The organism is Pseudomonas sp. P110(2024), from assembly GCF_057480795.1.
This window is the reverse complement of the sequence record NZ_JBLIYT010000029.1, coordinates 1-18,764: the sequence shown is the minus strand read 5'-3', so window position 1 is coordinate 18,764 and position 18,764 is coordinate 1. Positions and strand designations below refer to the sequence as shown.

Here is an 18,764-nt window from a genome sequence, read left to right as displayed (position 1 = left end):
TTGTACGGAGATCGGTTCATCAGGCCGACCTGGTGAAAGTCAGGGCCTGCCTGACGGCAGGCCGTTACCGGCCCGCACACAAAAAATCTGACACTTCCGATCGTCCAGCTATCCAGAAAGGCTGCCCTTGGGCAGCCTTTTTTATTTACCGAGCCTCAAAATCAAGAAACCTCCTACATACGTATCACTACTTAACCAGAGGAAACCACGGTAGTTTGTTTGAGCGCTAAGAACGCTCACATGGCGGAATTCCGTTCCCGTTAGAAACGGCTCTCCCTGACTTGGATAGCCCATCATGACTCACTACTCCTCCACCCTCTTCACCCGCCACAACCGCCCCCTCCACACCCTCTGGCTCGAGTCCCAAGCCTGGTTTTGCGCCCACGAACTCGGTCGGATGACCGGGCGCTTCTTCGACGAGCACTGCATCCGTAAGCTAGACCCGGACCAGCATCGCACCGTGCAGTTGCTGCGCTACGGCCAGTACAGCGAGACCACCATGGTCAGCGAGTCCGGGGCCTATACCCTGCTGGCCCATCATCACATTCCGGAAAACCGCCACCTGCGCCACTGGCTGACTCATGAGGTGGTGGCGGTGCTGCGCGATGGGCAGGATTCGGCGCTGGAAGACCTGCCGCGCCTGGGCAGGATGTGCTGGCCGGGTGGGCATACGGCGAGTCTGTTGTATTGGCAAAGTGAGCCTTGGGTACGGATGCGGGATATGCCGGTGGTGATGGCGGCGGAGAGGCCCGTGGTGGTGCCCGAGCGGCGTAAGTTGAGCTGGAAGGAATGTGCGCAGCGGGCGTTGCGGTTGCATGGGGTTGGCGATTGAACCCTGCGATCCACTGAAAGGGCTGCCATGCAGCCCTGTTCAATCCTGCCCTGACTTCTTCCGGATACGCTGGCGCTTGGCACCAAGCTCATAGCGAGTGATGTCGGCTATGCACTCCACCTTCGGCAAAAACACCGCCTCAAGCTCTTTTCTTCGGCCTAGAACCATCGCTACTCGGATCAGATTTTCAAAACCGACATTTCGTCCCGTTTCAAGGTTGGACACGGTATTGGTGCCGACGCCAGCACGAGCAGCCACTTCCGCTTGCGACATCTGTTGAGCGAGCCGCTCGGTGCGCAAGCGCTCGCACAAGGCCCTCATGAGTTCGCTGGGTTTGGTAAGACTTAAATCCAACTTCATGTGTGTTAACTCAAGAAATCGCAGTTAAGGCACAAAATATTGGATTAAGAACTCCTCTGCCAGGGAGGGGTTCGTCTTTCTGAATGGTCTGACAACGCCGTAATACTCAGGCAGATTTCGAAGGAAGATTTCTGATGACTGGGGCGTGGGAGCGGCGCTGCGCCGCAGGAGATTGCACCGCAAAGCCGGTGCTCCCCTTCGCGGGGCAAGCCCGCTCCCACGCCCTTATCTGCTCACAATGGACTTAGCACAATGGCCTTAGTGAGCAACATCCAGCGGCATCCGGTACTCGATCACCCCCGGCTTCTCGGCAATCCAGTCATACAACCGCTGCGCAGTCCGGTTGGTCTCCTGGGTATGCCAGTACAGCCGGTCGCACTGCTGCTGCCGGGCCTGGTCCTGGACGAACTCGATCAGTTGCTTGCCGAGCATCCGTCCCCGGGCGCTCGGGCACACGTACAGGTCTTCCAGGTAGCAAAAGTCGTTGCGTCCCCAGGTCGAGCGGTGGAACACGTAGTGGACGAAGCCGTAGAGCCGTTCGCCGTCGGTGGCCACGGCGCAGTGCATGGGTTCGGCCGGGTCGAAGAAGCGGGCCCAGGTGCGCTCGGTGATGGCTGGGCCCAGGTCTACCTGGTAGAAGGCCTGGTATTGCGCCCAGTAGTCGTGCCAGGGCTGCAGGTCGGTTTGCTTCACTTCGCGGATGAAGACGGGTAGTTGGGTGGTGGTCATTGGTGGAACCCCTTTTTGGCAAAGCTGTGTGAATGAGTGAGGGGCCGGCCTGCCCGTAGCGCTTGCCTTCCTTGGTGGTTGCTTGCGGGCTGGGGTTTTATAGCGGATAAATGGTTGGTTTTTACCTGCCAATTGCTCGGTAATGGCCAGACCACTTTGGGGTTCTGGATGAGCGTTAGGCTTGAGATTGCCGGGGCTGCTTTGCAGCCCTTTCGCGACACAAGGCCGCTCCCACAGGGGTTCGCGGTCGCCTGTGGGAGCGGGCCTTGCCGGAGCGCTGGACCGGTCGGAAAGGGGCGCGAAGCGGCCCCGGCATTGGCAGCCATTAATCAAATCTACCAGCCAGGGAATCAGGCCAATGTTCAAACACGCGCAGCTGGAATCGGTGAAAGCCTGGATCAACGACCCCGCCCATGGCGCGCTGGCCTTGCATGTGCGTATCCAACGGGCGATCCGCCAGTTGATCCTCGACGGCGCACTGCCGGTGGGCAAGGCGCTGCCCGCCTCGCGCCCGCTGGCCCAGTCCCTGGGCGTGTCGCGGGATACCGTGGAGTCGGCCTACAGCCAGTTGCACGCCGAGGGCTTTATCGAGCGGCGCGTGGGCAGCGGCAGCTTCGTGTCGCAACGGGCGCGCTGCCTGCCGTCGCGCAAGCGCCAGCGTCCGGCACATCAGCAAGCCCCGGTGCAGTTGAGCCGCCGTGGTGAAGCGCTGTTACACAACGGTGGCGTCCACAACTTCCAGTCGCCCCGCCCCTTCGCCCCGGGCGTGGCCGAAACCCGGCACTTCCCCCTGGCCATCTGGGAGAAGCTGGAGCGGCAGGTGTACAAGGAATACGGCACGCGGGCGCTGGAACACAGCGAGCCGCAGGGCATGGCCCCCTTGCGCCGGGCAATCGCCGACTACCTCAACCTCGAGCGCGGGGCCCAGGCATCCGCCGAGCGCATCCTGATCCTCACCAGCTCGCAGCAGGCACTTGGCCTGTGCGCCCAGGTGCTCATGGACGCAGGCGACCAGGTGCTGGTCGAGGACCCGCTGTACCAAGGCACCCGCAAGGCCGTCACCGCCGCCGGCCTGGCAGGCGTGCCGGTTCCGGTGGACGCGCACGGCCTGCAGGTGGACGCCATGGCCCGGCTGGCGCCGGGTGCCCGGGCGGTGTTCCTCACCCCTTCGCACCAGTACCCGACCGGCGCGACCCTGGCGCTGGACCGACGCCTGCTGGCGATCGAATGGGCGCGCCAGCAACGCGCCTGGATCATCGAGGACGACTACGACAGCGAGTTCCACTACGCCGGCCGCCCCACCGCCTGCGTGCAGGGCCTCGACCCACACGACCGCACGCTGTACATCGGCACCTTCACCAAATCGCTGTTCGCCGGTCTGCGCATCGGCTACCTGCTGCTGCCGCCCCAGCTCGTCGCGCCGATGACCGCCGCCCGCACGCTGCAGGACGGGCATAACGCCTCCATCGCCCAGCTGACCCTGGCCCGGTTCATGGAAGGCGGGCATTTCAACGCCCATGTACGGGCCATGCGCGCGCTCTACGCCGAGCGGCGGGATATGCTGGCGGATCTGCTGCGCAGGCACCTGGGGGCGTTTCTCGTGCCGCAGGTGCCCGCCGGCGGGCTGCAGATGCCCTGCCATTTCGTACAGGGCTTGCCTGAAGACGCCGTGGTCAGGGCGTCACGCGGGGTGGGCATCGATCTGTTAGGGCTGGGCAGCTTGTACGCGGTGCCGAGGAACGATGCCGGCTTGCTGATGGGCTTTGCGGCACTGACGCCCGCTGAGATGAGGGAGGCGGTGGTGAAGCTGGAGAAGGTGCTGGCAGGTTTGGCCAGATAGCCACGCTGCGTGCAAGCAGTACGGTCAAAACCCATGCGGAATGCGACCAGAATACCCGATCCATGTAATGCCTCGGATTGCAGGCATTAACGGCCAATATCGCGGTCAGCGCCCAGAAATCCAGGCATTGGCGTGAGAGGTGGTGCGAACAAGTGCCTCCAATGCCACGAGCCAGGGGCTGTATTGAAAATCCCCCACCCCCTGTATCTATTGCAGTCCCGCCCTTCCCTCCACCATCCCTTCCACACTCCTCTGGATGGCTAAAGGAACCCGCATCATGGCTGCCCTGCTGCTGCAAATGTCCCCCATTGGCCTGGTGATCGCCCTGATCCTGCTGCTGCGCCGCCCACCCGTGCAGGCCGCGCTGGCCGGCGTGGCCGGTGTCCTGCTGCTGTGGGGCCTGGGCGCCGCGCAACCGTTGTCGGCGGCGGTGTCCGGCGCCATCCTGCAAGACACGTTGATCCTGTTCCTCAGTACCGCCTGCGTGATCGTTCCGGGGCTGGCCTTCGTCATCCTGGTCGAACGCGCCAACGCCCCGCAGGCGATCGGCGCCTGGGTGCGGGAGCTGGGCTGGACGCCGCCGATGCAGGTGATCTTCATCGTGCTGGGCCTGGCGCCGCTGCTGGAGGCGATGACCGGGTTCGGGGTGTCGCTGATCGCCACGGTGCCGCTGCTGATGGGACTGTTTTCCCGCCAGGTCGGCATGAAGATGGCCCTGGCCGGCATGGTGGTGATGCCCTGGGGCACGCTGGGGCTTGCCACGGTGATCGGCGCGCTGCTGGCCCATATGCCGGCGCAGGAGCTGGGCAGCCATTCGGCACTGGTCAGCGCCCCGGTGTTCCTCGCCCTCGCGGCGGTGGCACTGGCGTTGGCACGGGTTCGCAGCGTACAGGCGTGGCTCGGGCTGGGACTGGTCTCACTGTTGTTCAGCGCGGTGCTGTATGTAATCAACCGCTGGATTGGCCCCGAAACCGCAGGGGTATTGGCCGGGCTGGCGGTGGTGTGCGTCGGCCTGGGGCTTTCCTGGGCGCGGCGCGGGGCCCTGGTGCGCTGGCCGCAGACGGCATGGCCATACCTGGCCTTGCTGGGGGTGATCATCGCCTCGCGGGGGCTGTTCCTGCTGTCGGGCTGGGACGGGCTGTGGGTGGTGCATGGCAACAACGTGTCGTGGAAGCCGCTGGCGTCGCCGGGGCTGGCCTTGCTGTTGGTGGTGCTGATGATGGCCGCGCGCCAAGGTGCGGGTTTCCCCTGGCAGGCGCTGGTCAAACGGGCGCGCTTTCCAGTGGCAACGATCTTCCTGTTTCTGCTGCTCTCCCAGGTGATGGTCAAGGCCGGCTTCCTGGTCGAGGCGCAACGCGCGCTGCAAGCAATGTCGGGTGTGTCGCTGGCTTCGACGGTGTCGCTGCTGGCCGGGCTGGCCGGTTACGTGACAGGCTCCAATGTCGGCGGCACCACGCTGGTGATGCCGTCCATTGCGGCATTATCCAGCGCCCACGGCCCCTGGCTGGCAGCCATGGCCAACAGCGCCGCGGGGCATGGCGCGTTGGGCTCGTTGTCGATCCTGTCGCTGGTCATCGGGCTGGCCGGGGCCGACCGTGAGGAAGAACACAGGCTGATCCGCTTCGGCTTCGTCCTGGTGCTGCTGAACATCGTCATCGTGGCTGCAACGGGCACGGTTTTGCTCTACCTTTCCGGGGCCCCCGCTTGACACCACACAAGGCCGCCATGGATCGCAACCCCAAGCCCGACAAACGCTGGCATACCGTCAACGCCTGGCTGCTGCGCCAGATCGACAGCGGCGAATGGCCCACCGGCACGCAGCTGCCCTCGGTGCGCGAACTGGCGCGGCTGTTCGACAGCAGCCTGGCCACGGTGCAACGGGCCCTGGCGGAGCTGGAGGCCAATGCCTATGTGCAAGCCACGCCCCGGGTGGGGTACTTCGTCGCCAAGGGCGCGGCCCAGGTGCAGGGCTTTGACCTCGCCAGTGTCAGCGTCAACGTCAACCACGCGGTGGTCGCCATGCTCGCTCAGGCCGCCAGCAACGGCGGGTTGTCGTTAAGCTCGGCGGTGCTGCATGACGAACTCACGCCCCAGGTGCTGCTGAACAAGTGCCTGACGACCCTGGCCAGCAAGGCCGATCAGCCGCTGGCCGGCTTGATCGCCCCGCCTGGCCTGGCCTCGCTGCGCCGACGTATTGCCGGGCTGATGCTGCAGCGCGGCGTGGCCTGCGGCCCGGATGAAATCCTGGTGACCTCGGGCGACACCGTGGCCCTGGAGCTGGCCCTCGAGGCCGTAGCCCGGCCGGGCGCCACGGTAGCGATCGAAACACCTACCTACTACGGCATCCTGCAGACCATCGAACGCCTGGGGATGCGCGCCCTGCCCATCCGCACCCACGCCGACAGCGGCATGGACCTCGAGCACCTGGAATGGGCGCTCAAGCGCGGCAAGGTCGATGTGGTGTTCCTCAACCCGACGCTGCAGAACCCACGGGGCTTCATCATGCCCGACGCAGCGCGGGCACGGCTCTCACAGTTGGCGCAGGCAGCGGATGTGCCGATCATCGAGGACGATATCTTCTTCGACCTGGTGGATGAGGCGCAGCGGCCCAAGGCGATCAAGCACTACGACGAGACCGGGCAGACGATCTATTGCTCGTCGTTCTCCAAGACCGTGGCGCCGGGGTACCGGGTGGGCTGGTGCGTGGCGGGGCGGTATCGGGATGCGATCCTGGCCCAATTGTTTTCGCGCAACCTGGCGGTGTCGAGCCTGGCCCAGCGGGTGCTGGACGAGTTCATCGGCCGGGGGTACATGGAGGAGCACTGCGCCAAGCTGCGCGGCCGGCTGGCGGCGCAGGCCGGAGTGATTGAGGCGCTGGTGCGCTCGGCGTTTCCGCCGGGGACGCGGTATGCGGCGCCGCAGGGCGGCTTCATCCATTGGATCGAATTGCCGGAAGGGACGGACATGGTGGCGCTGCAACGGCTTGCCGCGGAGCGTGGCTGCAATGTCGGCGCCAGCGGGATGTTCTTTGCCGATGGGGAGTGTGGCACTGGGTTGCGGGTGTGCCTGGGGCGGGTGATTACGCCGCAGGTGATGGGCGGGTTGAGGGTGCTGGCGGAGTGTACGGCGCTTTCGAGGTGTTGATTGCGTTTAAGGTACTTGGGGGCGCTTTGCGCCCCAAGGTCCGGAATCAAGCCAGATGTGCCTGGCTGCGCAAATGCTCGGCCAACATATCGATAAAGGTCCGCACCTTGGTCGAGCCATATTTGCTCTCCCGATGCAGGATATGGATCGGCCACGGCGCTTCTTCGTATTCGGCCAGGATCACCTGCAAGCGCCCGGCCGCCACTTCATCCGCCACCTGGTACGACAGCAGCCGTGCAATCCCGAGCCCGGCGCTGGCCGCGGCGATGGCGGCATCGTTGCTTGTCACGGTCAGGCGCGGCTTCATGCGGATCAGCGTCGGGTCGTCGATGGCGCCGAAACGCCAGTCCGTGCGCGGTGACAGGGTCCCGGCGGCGATCACTTCGTGCTTCTGCAACTCCGAGGGATGGCGCGGCGTGCCGTGGCGTTCCAGGTATTCGGGCGAGGCGCACAGCAGCCGGCGCATTTTGCCCACGCGCAACGCCTTGAGGCCCGAGTCGGGCAACTGGCCGATGCGCACCGCCACGTCCATGCCCTCCTCCACCAAGTTCACCACGCGGTCGAGGAAGAACGCCGACACATCCACCTCGGGGTACTGCTGCAGGTAACGGACGATGCACGGCATGACGAACTTCTTGCCGAACAGGATCGGCGCGGTAACCGCCAGGTCGCCCTTGGGCGCGGCGTTGATGCCGGCGGCGGCTTCGTTGGCCTCGACGATGCTGGCGAGGATATGCCGGGTGTCTTGCAGGTAGCGCCCGCCGGCCTCGGTCAGGCGCACGCTGCGGGTGGTGCGTAGCAGCAGCTTGACCCCGAGCTGTTCCTCAAGGGCAGTGACCGCGCGGGTCACCGCCGCCGGCGAGATAGCCAGGCGGCGGGCGGCGGCGGCGAAGCTTTCCAGCTCGCCAACAGCCACGAACACTTTCATCAGGTGGATCTGGTCCATGCCGCGCCCCACGCGTTGTCGTGGGGCGATTATCGCCGTGGTCACGCTAGAGCTCCAGTACCAGGGGCTGCACGCCGTCCTCGGCCTGGGCGGGGATGGCACAGCAGATCAACACGATGCCGGGCTCGGGCAGTTCGGCGGGCGGGTTCGGGTAGTGGACCTGGCCGCTGACCAGCTTGGTCCTGCAGGTACCGCAGGAGCCGCCTCGGCAACTGAAGTCCGGCGAAAGGCCACGGCTTTCCGCCAGTTCCAGCAGCGTGCCGCTGTTTGGCGCCCAGCGCGCTTCCTTGGCGGAGCTGGCGAAGTACACCGGCACCGGTTCGCTGGCGGGTGGGGGCTGCTGCAGCGTCGGCTGGTTGTCGTCGGTGTGGCGGCGCAGGGTCGAGGGGCCGAAGGCTTCGGCATGGATGCGGGCGTCGGGCACATGCACGCCGCGCAGGCCTTCGTACAGATCCTGGGTGAAGCTGGCCGGACCGCAGAGGTAGAAGTCGTAGTCGTCCAATGCCAGCGTGGCCTTGATCTGCTCGATGCCCAGGCGGTTGGCGAACTGGTAGTCATGACCCAGCACGGCCTGGGGTTCGGGCTGGCTCAGGGCACGATGGATGCTCAGCAAGCCATTGGCGTGTTGCTGGAGTGCGGCAAGCTCCTGCTGGAACGGCAGGTCGGCCAGTGTGCGCCCGCCATGGAACAGATGGATGCGCCGCCCCTGCCCTTTGGCCAGCTGCTCGCGGAGCATGGCGATCAACGGGGTGATGCCGACGCCCGCGCCGATCAGCACAAGGGGCCGCTCACTCTGCTGATCCAGGGTAAAGCTGCCCATGGGCTGACGCACCTCCAGCCGATCGCCAACCTTCACCTGTTGATGCAAATAGCGTGACGCCGGCCCCTGCGCCTTGACGCTGATGCGCAGGTGGCCATCGGACGGCGCGCTGGACAGGCTGTAGGTGCGGATCAGCGGTGCCTCGCCATCCACCTGCAGGCGCACGGGAATATGCTGGCCGGGCGCGAAGGCCACCGCCGTACCTTCCTCGGGTTGCAGGTAGAACGAACGGATATCGCGACTTTCCTGCTCGATACGCAGCACGCGCCAGGTCAGCCATTGGCGTTGGCGCTCACGCTGTTGTAGGCGCTCTTCGGCTTCACTCCAGGTGCCGGTCATCAGGCTGGTGGGGGCGTACTCCTGGAAGGCCCAACGCAACGACACCGCAGCCGGGCGGACCACCACCTGCTCGATGTCCAGGGTCCAGATCCGCTCGGCGCCTTCGAAGGCGCTGATCAGCGGGCTATCGAGAATCACCTCGGTGCGCCCGGAAACCTGCAGCACATCGCCCGTGGTGAAGTCGACGAACAACAGGCCGGCAACCGGGTTGGCCAGCAGATTGCCGAGGGTATTGAAATGCAGGTTGCCGGCGTAGTCAGGAATCGTCAGGCGATTGCCTTCGACCCTGACGAAACCGGGGCGACCACCGCGGTGGGACACGTCCACGGCACGTTGGCCATTTTCCTGCTCGACGTAACTGGCGACAAAGAAGGTGTCGGCGTTTTCGATCATGGCGCGGGTCGCGGCATCGAGTACCGATGAATCCCGACGCGCCTGCGGCGGCTCGTCGACGCGGGTGTACTCGCGCAGCTGGATGTACTGCGGGCAGTTGCCGAACGACTGCTCGACCACCACCGCCAACTGACCGGCGCTGGCCCCGCGGATCAGGCCATTGAGGCGATTGCGCCGCCGCGTGTGCAGCTCGATCCCCAGCAGGCCGATGGCGCCACCCGCCACCAGGCCCGGCGTGGCCGGATCGTCGCTGGCGAGATCGGCGCCGATCAACAGTTGCCGTGGATCGGGCGAGCTGACGAAGCCTTCCGGGCCTTCGAGCAGCGTCGCCCAGGGTTTGCCTGCGGCGTCCACGGCACCGGCCACCATGAACGGCAACTGCTGGTAGAAGGTGCGATGCTGGTCGGGCATGAAGTCACGGATGACCTTCTGCCCGAACGCCTCCATGCGCTCGGCAACACCGACGTGCTCCTGCAGCCGTTTTTCACCTGCATGCCAGGGCGATTGCATGGCGGCATTCCTCGGGACTCAGAGGGTGGTCTGCAAACCGATGACCGTACGTGGCATCGGCACGAAGCCCGGCAGCGCCTCGACACGGGCCAGCCAGGCGCGCACGTTGGGGTACGGTTCCAGCGACACGTTGCCTTCCGGCGCGTGGGCGATGTACGAGTAGTTGGCGATATCGGCGATGGTGGCCTGGTCACCGACCAGGAACGGGCCCTTGGCCAGTTCGGCGTCGATCACCTTGAGCAGGGTGTGGGCGCGGCCGATGACTTCATCGGTGTTGAACGAGGCACCGAACACCGTTACCAGACGTGCCGCTGCCGGGCCGAAGGCCAGGGGACCCGCCGCGACCGACAACCAGCGCTGCACTCGGGCGGCACCGACCGGATCCGCAGGCAACCAGCGCTCACCGCCATAGGCCTTGGCCAGGTAGACCAGGATGGCGTTGGAATCGGCGATGACGATGCCGTTGTCATCGATCACCGGCACCTGGCCGAAGGGGTTGATGGCGAGAAACTCTGGCTGCTTGTGCTCGCCCTTGGCCAGGTCGACGAAGACCAGCTCGGTGGGCAGTTCGAGCAGCGACAGCATCAGCTCGATGCGGTGGGCGTGGCCGGACTTGGGGAAGTTGTAGAGTTTGATCGGGCTTGGCATGTGCGGGGCTCCGGATCAGCGCCGGGAGTGGCGCTGCTGGAGGACATGCTGCACTGGATCGCCCGACAGCAGAATCAGTGCTGGGAGCAATTCGGTATTACGGTAGGTGGAATAATTACAGTCGTGCGGCCAGCCCGCTTCCACGCGCCCGCGATGGCGATCTCAATGACGGTGCTGCTTCTGGTACTGATACAACCCCCGCGCCGCCTCGACCACCAGCGGCACACAGGCCTGGCGCTCATCGAAGCTCATCGAATCGAGCAGCTCGAAATTGTCTTCCAGCCCATGCAGGGAAATGGCCTTGAGCAGACGATCCTGCTCCGGCGGCAGCTCGCTCCACTCGGCCACCTGGGTACCGCGCATGTAGCCGAAGCACCATTCCTCGAGAATGATCGCCGGGCCTTCCTCTCCTTCGCTCTCCTCGAACAGCGGTTCAAAGTGCTCGAGGTCGTTGGCCAGCTCTTGCGCCACCTGGCTGGCATAACGCAGCATCAACGCGGTGTAGGCCTCTTCATGGGCGGGCTTCTTGAACTTCGGCACCTTGCCACCGGCGACAGAAGGCAGCCATTGCTCAGGGTTGACCTTGTTGGGGGAGCTGGCCAAAGCGGTGAAGAAGCCGTTGAGCTCGGCGAGGTTGAGCACCGAATAATCGTTGCCGTAGGTGATCAGCAGGTCTTCGAGACGGTCGAGTTCTTTTTCGCTGAGCGCGGGGAGCATGGGCGGGTGTCCTGGGGCGGAAATTTGCATGCACCCTAGCACAGGCAACGCCTGCCCGCTCCCATCAAGGGAACAGACATCGGACTATTGCTGCAGCCAGTGCGCCAGGTCGGCCTGCCGCCCGGTGCCGATCAGCAGCCACAACAAGAGTCGGCACTTGCGCGGGCAGAGCCAGCCGGCCATGTGCAGGCCCCGGGCCTGCAGATCGATCTCACCACCGTTGAATCCGTAGGTACCCAGGGCTGTCGGGCCATTGCCGGTGCGGGTGGCGATGATCACCGGCATGTTGCCGGCGATGCTCCCCAACGCCTCGGCCCAGGCTTCGGAAACATGGCCTGCGCCAAAGCCGGCAACCACCAGCCCTGAATAGCCCAGGCCACCGAGCGCTTGCAGCAGCCTTGTATCGGCATCGAGACAGGCCTCCAGCACGACGACCTGGTGATCCACCTGCATCGGCAGGGGCAACACCCGCCGTGGCGTGGCAGCCTGGCGGTAAATTGGGCTGCCCTCCACGACCTCCCCTATCGCCCCTGTGCCGGGCGACTCGAAGGCCGCCATTGCCAGGCTGGCAGTCTTGCGTACACGGGCGGCTTGGTGAATCTGGTCATTGATCACCACCAGCACACCACGCTCCCGACTACCATCGGCTATCGCCACCTGCACTGCCGCCAGCAGGTTCGCCGGACCATCCGCGCCCGGTTGGCTGGCCGAACGCATGGCGCCGGTCATGATCAACGGGATGTCATGGGGCCAGAGCAGGTCGAGGAAATACGCGGTCTCCTCCAGCGTATCGGTGCCTTGGGTGAGGACCACGGCCTGGGCCCCCGCTTGCACTTGCGCGCTTGCCCAGGCCAGCGCGTTCAGCATGTCGCTGAACGCCAGCGAGGCACTCGGCACCAGGCACAACGTGGCGGTGCTGATCTGCGCCAGTGCCTGCAGTTGCGGCAGGGACGCCAACAGCGCGGCGCAATCGAGCCGGGGTGTCACACCCTGCCCTGGCGCCCCAGACTGCATGCTGACCGTGCCGCCCAGGCTGGCGATCGAAACACGTGGTGATGTCATGGATTACCTCCCGCAAGTAAGCCGACCAGGGGCACGATGCCCAGGGTGCTGATGGCCATGGACAGGACATTGCCGATATAGCCGTGCATGTAGCTTGGCAGACGCCGGCTGATGGCCACGGCAAGCGGCGGCGCGATCAGCGCGCCGAGCACGGCGCTGGTGACGATCACCTGCCAGCTGCCGCCCAGCGTCAGCACGGCGGCGGGCACGATCGACACGATGGGAATATAGGTCGGATACCAGCCCCGCTCTTTCCATTGCCGGCGCCAGAACAGCACACCGACCAGCGATGCCAATACCTGCCCGGCCACAAGCTGCAGCACCAGTTGCGAGCCGTAGGCCGGCGCCGCCGGGGCTAATACATAAGCCAGCAAGACGCCCAGCAGCAAGCCGAGGCTGGCCAGTTCATTGCCAAAAAATGGCGCCTCGCTGAAATCGGCCAGTACCCGGCGCAGGGTCCAGATCACGCCATAGTCGGGCTGGCTGGCCGTCGCGGCGACCACTGAGCGCTGTCCATCGCGAACCAGCGCCGGAAAGCGCTTGCACAGCAGGAATGCCAGCACGCTGGCCAGGGCCATGCCACTGACATTGCCAATCACCACCGGCAACTGCAGCGGGTAGCACAAGTAGTTGACCAGCAGCAGGCTGGCCGGCGTCACCAGCACGGCACCGAGCAGCGCGCCATTGATCGCAACGCGCCAACCGCCGCCAAACAGCAGGACCATGGCCGCTGGCAGCGAGACGAAGGCGACGAAGGTCGGCTGCCAGGCACCACCGTCCAGCGTCCAGCCCCACAACGCATGGCTGAGCAGCAGGCCGAGCAGCGAGCTGATGATCAGCCAGGGCCACAGCCCGGTGCCGTAGCAGATGGCAAAGCCTTGCCAGCAATACCCGCGCTGCTGGGCCCAATGCGCGAGGCTCGCCCCCAGCAACAGCCCCAGTGCCGGCAGCTCATGCTTGTAGAAGGCGACCTCGCTGATATCGCCGACAATCCAGCGCAGCCTGCTCAGCGGCTGGTCGAGGGTTGCGACGAGCTGCGCATAATCGGGCCATCCACCCAACATCAGGCTGGCAATGCAAAGCAGTGCGAGGCCCAGGATTGTCAGCGACGACGACCGTTGTCGCGGTAAAGAAAGGCGCTGTTCCATGACGCCTCCTCAACGTGGCATCGGCGCATGCAGCCGATAACCCAGGGTGGCGTCGTAGAGGTCGGTGCGCCGGTCACGCGGCAGGTCGTTGAGGCTGTTCCAGATCGGCGCCGAGCGGGCGGCGCTGAGATCGACGTCGGCATAGAGTATGCACTCCTCCTCGGCACTGGCCACCTCCCCGATGGGCCAGCCGTTGGTACCGGCAATCAGCGAACAACCGAGGAAGCGCCCGCCCCGTTCGCGACCGATGCGATTGGCGGCAGCGATATAGACATTGTTGGAGTGGGCCGCGGTCATCGTCAGGTACGAGGCCATGCAGCGCCCGGCCTCGTCGAACAGCGGCGGCGGCGTCCAGACCCAGTTGTTCAGGCTGCAGATGATGTCGGCGCCCTGCGCGGCCATGAGCCGTGGCACCTCCGGGAACCAGATGTCCCAGCAGATCAACAGGCCGATGCGGCCGATGGGCGTTTCGAACACCGGGAAGCCCAGGTCTCCGGGGGTGAACCAGAGCTTTTCCTGGTTCCACAGGTGTGCCTTGCGGTAATGCCCGAGCAGCCCCTGCGGGCCGAACAGCACGGCGCTGTCGTAGAGCTTGAGGCCGTCCCGCTCGGCGAAGCCTGCGGCCAGATACACCTGCTGCTCACGAGCGAACTCCGCCCAGGCCTGAAGGCATCGCCCATCCTCCAGCGACTCGGCGTGGGCATAGGCCTCGGCGCGGGAGTTGAAGGTGTAGCCGGTATTGGCCAGCTCCGGCAGCACGATCAGGTTCGCCCCTTCACGCGCGGCGCTGCGGGCCAGGGCCAAGCCACGGCTCAGGTTGCCATCGCAGTGGTCCAGGCCGACCTGCGGGTCGTACTGGATGACGGCAATGCGCACGGGGCTGACGGGAGTGGTGTGTTCCTGCATGGCGGCTTCCTGTTCTGGTTGTTGTGGAAGGCCGCCAGTAGAACGGGCATGGCAGGTGGGGCAACAGTCAGCAGGATCCTCTGAAACTGAGGGAGATTGCGAAAATACGTGGAAGAGTACTCCTACAAAGTTGTTTCAAAGCGCCTGTCGAGGCACCTGATAATGCGGATAGTGCTCGAGGCTGAAACCCCCTTTGAAATGTGCGCCGGTGTTGTTGCAGAGGTTGATCACGGTGTCGATGGCGGTGCGCAGACACGGCTCGGTCCAGCCGGCATCGACAGAGAAAGACTCCCCGGCGAGGTAGAGCCCTGAATGGGCACTCAGGTCGCGGTTGTACTTCATCAGGCTCACCGCGTCGTAATAGGCGTCCGCCCGGTACAATTTCGCACAGCCAAGTGCATTCCTGTCTGTCATCCATCTTTGTATGCGAGTGTTTCCAAGATCGATATGCGGCGAGATGGGTTCGCCGATGTTGGTGCAACGCATCAGAATCCGATCGAGTTCCGCTACGCATTTTTCCACCAGCTCCGCGTCTGTATACGCCGCCAGCTTGGTGGCATCGTCCTCCCAGGTGTAGCTGAGCAGGATGCAATCGCGGGTGTGCTGATCGTTGTAACGGTAGGCATAGACATCGTGCACGAAGCTGTCGGTGACCAGGATCTGCGGCAGGTGGGGATGCTGGTCGAGAAAGCTTTTACGCAGCGGCGCATAAACCTTGCAGCTGGTCTCCCAATGGGCGTGCTTCCAGGCCTCGACAATGGCCGGTGGCAGCATGCTCAGGGAGAAGCCCTCCAGGCGCATCCCTGTTTCGATCAACCAGGACGGCGTGGTAAGCACCACGCTGTCGAACACATCGCTCATCGGCTGAGCCTTGGCTTCATCGCTGTGCCGCCAACGGTAATCGACGCGGATGCGGCCATCGGCCAATTTGTGCAGGCCATGAACCGAGCTGTCCGACAGCAGGCCATCCTTACGCGCCACGCATTGGCTGTACAAAGATTCGCCCAGGCCAGCGATGTCCATGAACAGCAGGGCCTCATCCAACGCGGCGATCCCCAGGTAGGCAGGTGCCTGGAAATGCAGGCCTTTGCTGTCGGGAACAGTCTCGACATCCTGATAGGGCGCTGCAAGCACTCGCCCCTTGTCATCTACACGACCATGCACAAGCTGCAGGTGGCTGCTGAACCCGAAAATGGCGGTGCGCAGCGGATAGAGGCAACACACGTCGTAGAAGGCGCCCCAGCTGCCATCACCGATGCCGATTGCATAGAAGATCGCCGACTCGTCACGGTCCATGCCAAGGCCACCGAAATCGCCTGGATTGCCAGGGTCCCAAGCCTCCAGGATCGGTAGCAATACCAGGTCACGGAACGACAGCCTGTGATATCGCTCGACGATTGCCGACCACGTCGTCAGCCAACCTTCTGTGCCGTAGATGACGGCCACCTGTTCGGTGAAACGCTCGGCAAAGCGCCGCCACTTGCTATGAATCCTCTGTAGTACCGCAGTTGGTGGCGGAGTGTGACCTTCGGGGTTTTTCCAGATCAGCAGCTTCGGATCACCCTCCCCTTCAAGTTGGCCTTCACGCAGGTAGATACCTGTTGCATTGACCCAGGGCGTGCCAGGGTTGGGGAAGTCGGAAAGTCGCAGGTCGAACAGATCTGCGTAGTAAGCCATCAGTGAATGGCCTGCCTTGGGCGGCTCGCCGGTACGGTTGAAGAACGGCATGCGCATGGCGCCCATCTCGAAGGGAGCGGTGTGTACTGTTGGCTTGTCAGCAGAGGATGACACGGTGAGATGACGCCCCCCAATTCGCCGGGCTTGCTCGATCAGTGTGATCTGGGTGAAACCACAGCGCAGCAGTTCACGTGCGACGGTGAGGCCGGTGACGCCAGCACCGACAATGCAGATGCGATGTGCAGGACGAGCAACCTGGGCAATGCCGCCTTGCTGTTCGACAAGACGTCGGTAGTCGAAACACAGGTCAGGCGGATTCGGGAAACGTGCGGCCCATGGCAGCACTGGGGTGCGTGGCTCGACGGCAATGTCGGCGGGATGGTTGTACGTTGATCCAATGGTCATGATCTCGGGTTCTCAGGGTTGGTGAGGAGCCTGAGCATGCCGGGAGTAGAGAGGTGGGGATGGGTAGATGTGTATGGTGGTGCAGCGTACGTTGTTGCCTGTACTTACGTTGTCGCGGGACAAACCGCTCACACGTTGTTCTTGCACAACGTGGGAGCGGGCTTGCCCCGCGATGAGGATGCTACGGTTTAGACCGCCAGCGCGCGCTCACGCAGCTCGCTGTTGAGGATGCGGTCGTTCTCGCTGTAGTCCACCGGGCAGTCGATCACGTGCACGCCTGGGGTCTTGATGCAGTGCTCGAGCAGCGGCAGGAAGCCTTCGGCGCTTTCCACGCGGTGGCCATTGGCACCGTAGGCTTCGGCGTACTTGACGAAGTCCGGGTTGCCGTAGTCCAGGCCGAAATCGGTGAAGCCCATGTTGGCCTGCTTCCAGCGGATCATGCCGTAGCCGTCGTCTCGCAGGATCACCACGGTGATGTGCATGCCCAGACGTACCGCGGTTTCCAGCTCCTGGCTGTTCATCATGAAGCCGCCGTCGCCGCATACCGAGATGACCGGGCGATCCGGGTACACCAGGTGCGAGGCCATGGCCGATGGCAGGCCGGCGCCCATGGTCGCCAGGGCGTTGTCCAGCAGCACGGTGTTGGGCTTGTGGGCCTTGTAGTTGCGGGCGAACCAGATCTTGTAGATGCCATTGTCCAGGGCGACGATGCCTTCGGACGGCAAGGCGCGACGGATGTCGGCGACCATGCGCTGCGGGTAGACCGGGAAACGGTCGTCGTCGGCGCCTTCGGCGATCTGTGCTTCGTTCGCTTCACGGATGGCCATCAGGCGGGTGAAGTCCCAGTGGCTGGTGTCGGTCAGCGCTTCGCTGATCTGCCACACGGCGTTGGCGATGTCGCCGATCACTTCCACCTGCGGGAAGTACACGGCGTCTACCTCGGCCGAGCGGAAGCTGACGTGAATGACCTCGGTGCCGCCACGGACCATGAAGAACGGTGGTTTCTCGATCACGTCGTGGCCGATGTTGACGATCAGGTCGGCGGCTTCGACGGCGCGGTGCACGAAGTCACCGGAGGACAGCGCGGCGTTGCCGAGGAAGCGCGGATGGCGCTCGTCGACCACACCTTTACCCATCTGGGTGGTGATGAACGGGATGCCGGTCTTGTCGATCAGTTGCTTGAGGACCTTGGCGGTCATCTTGCGGTTGGCGCCGGCACCGATCACCAGGATCGGGTTGCGGGCGTTCTGCAGTTTCTGCACGGCGGCTTCGATAGCCACGTGCTCGGCCAGCGGGCGACGGTGCAGGCTGCGCGGGATCGGCAAGGCGTCGGTCTGCTCGGCGGCGATGTCTTCCGGCAGCTCCAGGTGCACGGCGCCTGGCTTCTCTTCTTCGGCCAGGCGGAAGGCTTCACGCATGCGCGCTGGGATGTTGTCGGCCGAGGCGAACTGGTGGGTGTACTTGGTGATGGGGTCCATCATGCCGCACACGTCGATGATCTGGAAACGGCCCTGCTTGGACTTCTTGATCGGCTTCTGACCGGTGATCATCATCATCGGCATGCCGCCCAGGTAGGCGTAGGCACTGGCGGTCACCAGGTTGGTCGCGCCAGGGCCGAGGGTCGACAGGCTGACGCCGGTCTTGCCGGTCAGGCGGCCGTAGGTGGCGGCCATGAAGCCTGCGGACTGCTCGTGGCGGGTCAGTACCAGCTTGATCTTCGACTTGCGCAGGGACTCGAGCAAGTCGAGGTTTTCCTCACCGGGAATGCCGAACACATACTCGACACCTTCGTTTTCCAGGCATTGCACAACGACATCGGCGGCCTTGGCCATCTTGCTTCTAACCTCAAGTAATAGGACGGTGAAAGTCCAGAAATGCGCAGCACGGTACGCTGGCATCGCTCGGTCCGGGTGCCAGGATTGCCCCGAACCTAAGCCTTGACGCAGGGTAGGTACGGGGAAGTCACGTAATTGTGACGGCAATATTGTCGCACCTGCGACGGGGCGATGTGAGGTAGCCGACGAGCAAAGGATATTTGCGTGATCGTCAGCAAACGGATGCCGTGTAGGAACAAGATACCGTGGGAGCGGGCTGGCCCCGCGATAAGGCCGAATCAGGCCGTGATGTTATCCGGGCATGCGCCATCGCGGGGCAAGCCCGCTCCCACGTCAGATTTCTTTACCAGGGCTGAAAAGACAAAACCCCTACCTGCTCGCGCAGATAGGGGTTTTGCGAAATGAATCTTGACGATGACCTACTCTCACATGGGGAAGCCCCACACTACCATC

At 64.1% G+C, this 18,764-nt stretch carries 15 protein-coding genes; 4 read left to right on the top strand and 11 right to left on the bottom strand.

The genetic code is table 11. The annotated features are described in order from the left end of the window. The first annotated feature begins 295 nt into the window (after positions 1 to 295). Positions 296 to 832: a BRO-N domain-containing protein gene (locus AC25ND_RS26275; protein ID WP_069017429.1), complete on the top strand. Its 537-nt coding sequence runs from the start codon at positions 296 to 298 to the stop codon at positions 830 to 832. A gap of 39 nt (positions 833 to 871) precedes the next feature. Here AC25ND_RS26275 and AC25ND_RS26270 read toward each other — a convergent pair whose 3' ends face one another. Both AC25ND_RS26270 and AC25ND_RS26265 read right to left on the bottom strand, forming a co-directional pair. Continuing rightward, entirely contained in the window at positions 872 to 1,192 is a 321-nt protein-coding gene (locus AC25ND_RS26270; RefSeq protein WP_186597529.1) for a helix-turn-helix domain-containing protein, read from the bottom strand. Between the two features lie 258 nt (positions 1,193 to 1,450). Beyond that, positions 1,451 to 1,921, bottom strand: a complete 471-nt coding sequence (locus AC25ND_RS26265) for a GNAT family N-acetyltransferase (RefSeq protein WP_186597531.1) — start codon at positions 1,919 to 1,921, stop codon at positions 1,451 to 1,453. 358 nt (positions 1,922 to 2,279) lie between these two features. Between AC25ND_RS26265 and pdxR the strand changes: the two genes are divergently transcribed. From pdxR to AC25ND_RS26250, 3 genes are all read left to right on the top strand, one after another. Beyond that, a complete protein-coding gene (gene pdxR, locus AC25ND_RS26260; RefSeq protein ID WP_186597533.1) occupies positions 2,280 to 3,761 on the top strand; it encodes a MocR-like pyridoxine biosynthesis transcription factor PdxR in 1,482 nt (493 codons plus the stop codon). Between the two features lie 277 nt (positions 3,762 to 4,038). After that, entirely contained in the window at positions 4,039 to 5,469 is a 1,431-nt protein-coding gene (locus AC25ND_RS26255) for an L-lactate permease (protein WP_028692252.1), read from the top strand. Positions 5,470 to 5,486: 17 nt separating this feature from the next. Further along, positions 5,487 to 6,905 (top strand): aminotransferase-like domain-containing protein, encoded by a 1,419-nt coding sequence (locus AC25ND_RS26250; protein WP_062363498.1) that lies wholly within the window; start codon positions 5,487 to 5,489, stop codon positions 6,903 to 6,905. A 46-nt stretch (positions 6,906 to 6,951) separates the two neighbouring features. Here the strand turns inward: AC25ND_RS26250 and AC25ND_RS26245 are convergent, their stop codons facing one another. From AC25ND_RS26245 to AC25ND_RS26205, 9 genes are all read right to left on the bottom strand, one after another. Further along, on the bottom strand, positions 6,952 to 7,851 hold the full coding sequence (locus AC25ND_RS26245) for a LysR family transcriptional regulator (RefSeq protein ID WP_028692250.1): 900 nt from the start codon (positions 7,849 to 7,851) through the stop codon (positions 6,952 to 6,954). Between the two features lie 46 nt (positions 7,852 to 7,897). Beyond that, entirely contained in the window at positions 7,898 to 9,913 is a 2,016-nt protein-coding gene (locus tag AC25ND_RS26240) for a pyridoxamine 5'-phosphate oxidase family protein (protein WP_182325336.1), read from the bottom strand. Positions 9,914 to 9,931: 18 nt separating this feature from the next. Then, entirely contained in the window at positions 9,932 to 10,561 is a 630-nt protein-coding gene (locus AC25ND_RS26235; RefSeq protein WP_028692248.1) for a glutathione S-transferase family protein, read from the bottom strand. A 162-nt stretch (positions 10,562 to 10,723) separates the two neighbouring features. Continuing rightward, on the bottom strand, positions 10,724 to 11,278 hold the full coding sequence (locus AC25ND_RS26230) for a UPF0149 family protein (protein ID WP_062363504.1): 555 nt from the start codon (positions 11,276 to 11,278) through the stop codon (positions 10,724 to 10,726). Positions 11,279 to 11,362: 84 nt separating this feature from the next. Further along, positions 11,363 to 12,340, bottom strand: coding sequence for an asparaginase (locus tag AC25ND_RS26225; protein WP_069017422.1), 978 nt, complete (start codon positions 12,338 to 12,340; stop codon positions 11,363 to 11,365). Then, the gene (locus tag AC25ND_RS26220; protein WP_243431634.1) at positions 12,337 to 13,404 is read right to left on the bottom strand and encodes a hypothetical protein; all 1,068 of its coding nucleotides are present in this window, start codon (positions 13,402 to 13,404) and stop codon (positions 12,337 to 12,339) included. Before AC25ND_RS26220 ends, AC25ND_RS26225 begins: the two co-directional genes overlap by 4 nt. Positions 13,405 to 13,497: 93 nt before the next feature. Continuing rightward, the gene (locus AC25ND_RS26215) at positions 13,498 to 14,394 is read right to left on the bottom strand and encodes a nitrilase family protein (RefSeq protein ID WP_062573098.1); all 897 of its coding nucleotides are present in this window, start codon (positions 14,392 to 14,394) and stop codon (positions 13,498 to 13,500) included. A 135-nt stretch (positions 14,395 to 14,529) separates the two neighbouring features. Further along, a complete protein-coding gene (locus AC25ND_RS26210) occupies positions 14,530 to 16,476 on the bottom strand; it encodes a flavin monoamine oxidase family protein (RefSeq protein ID WP_186597535.1) in 1,947 nt (648 codons plus the stop codon). A gap of 188 nt (positions 16,477 to 16,664) precedes the next feature. Then, positions 16,665 to 18,308, bottom strand: a complete 1,644-nt coding sequence (locus AC25ND_RS26205; protein ID WP_028692242.1) for an acetolactate synthase large subunit — start codon at positions 18,306 to 18,308, stop codon at positions 16,665 to 16,667. Positions 18,309 to 18,764: the final 456 nt, after the last annotated feature.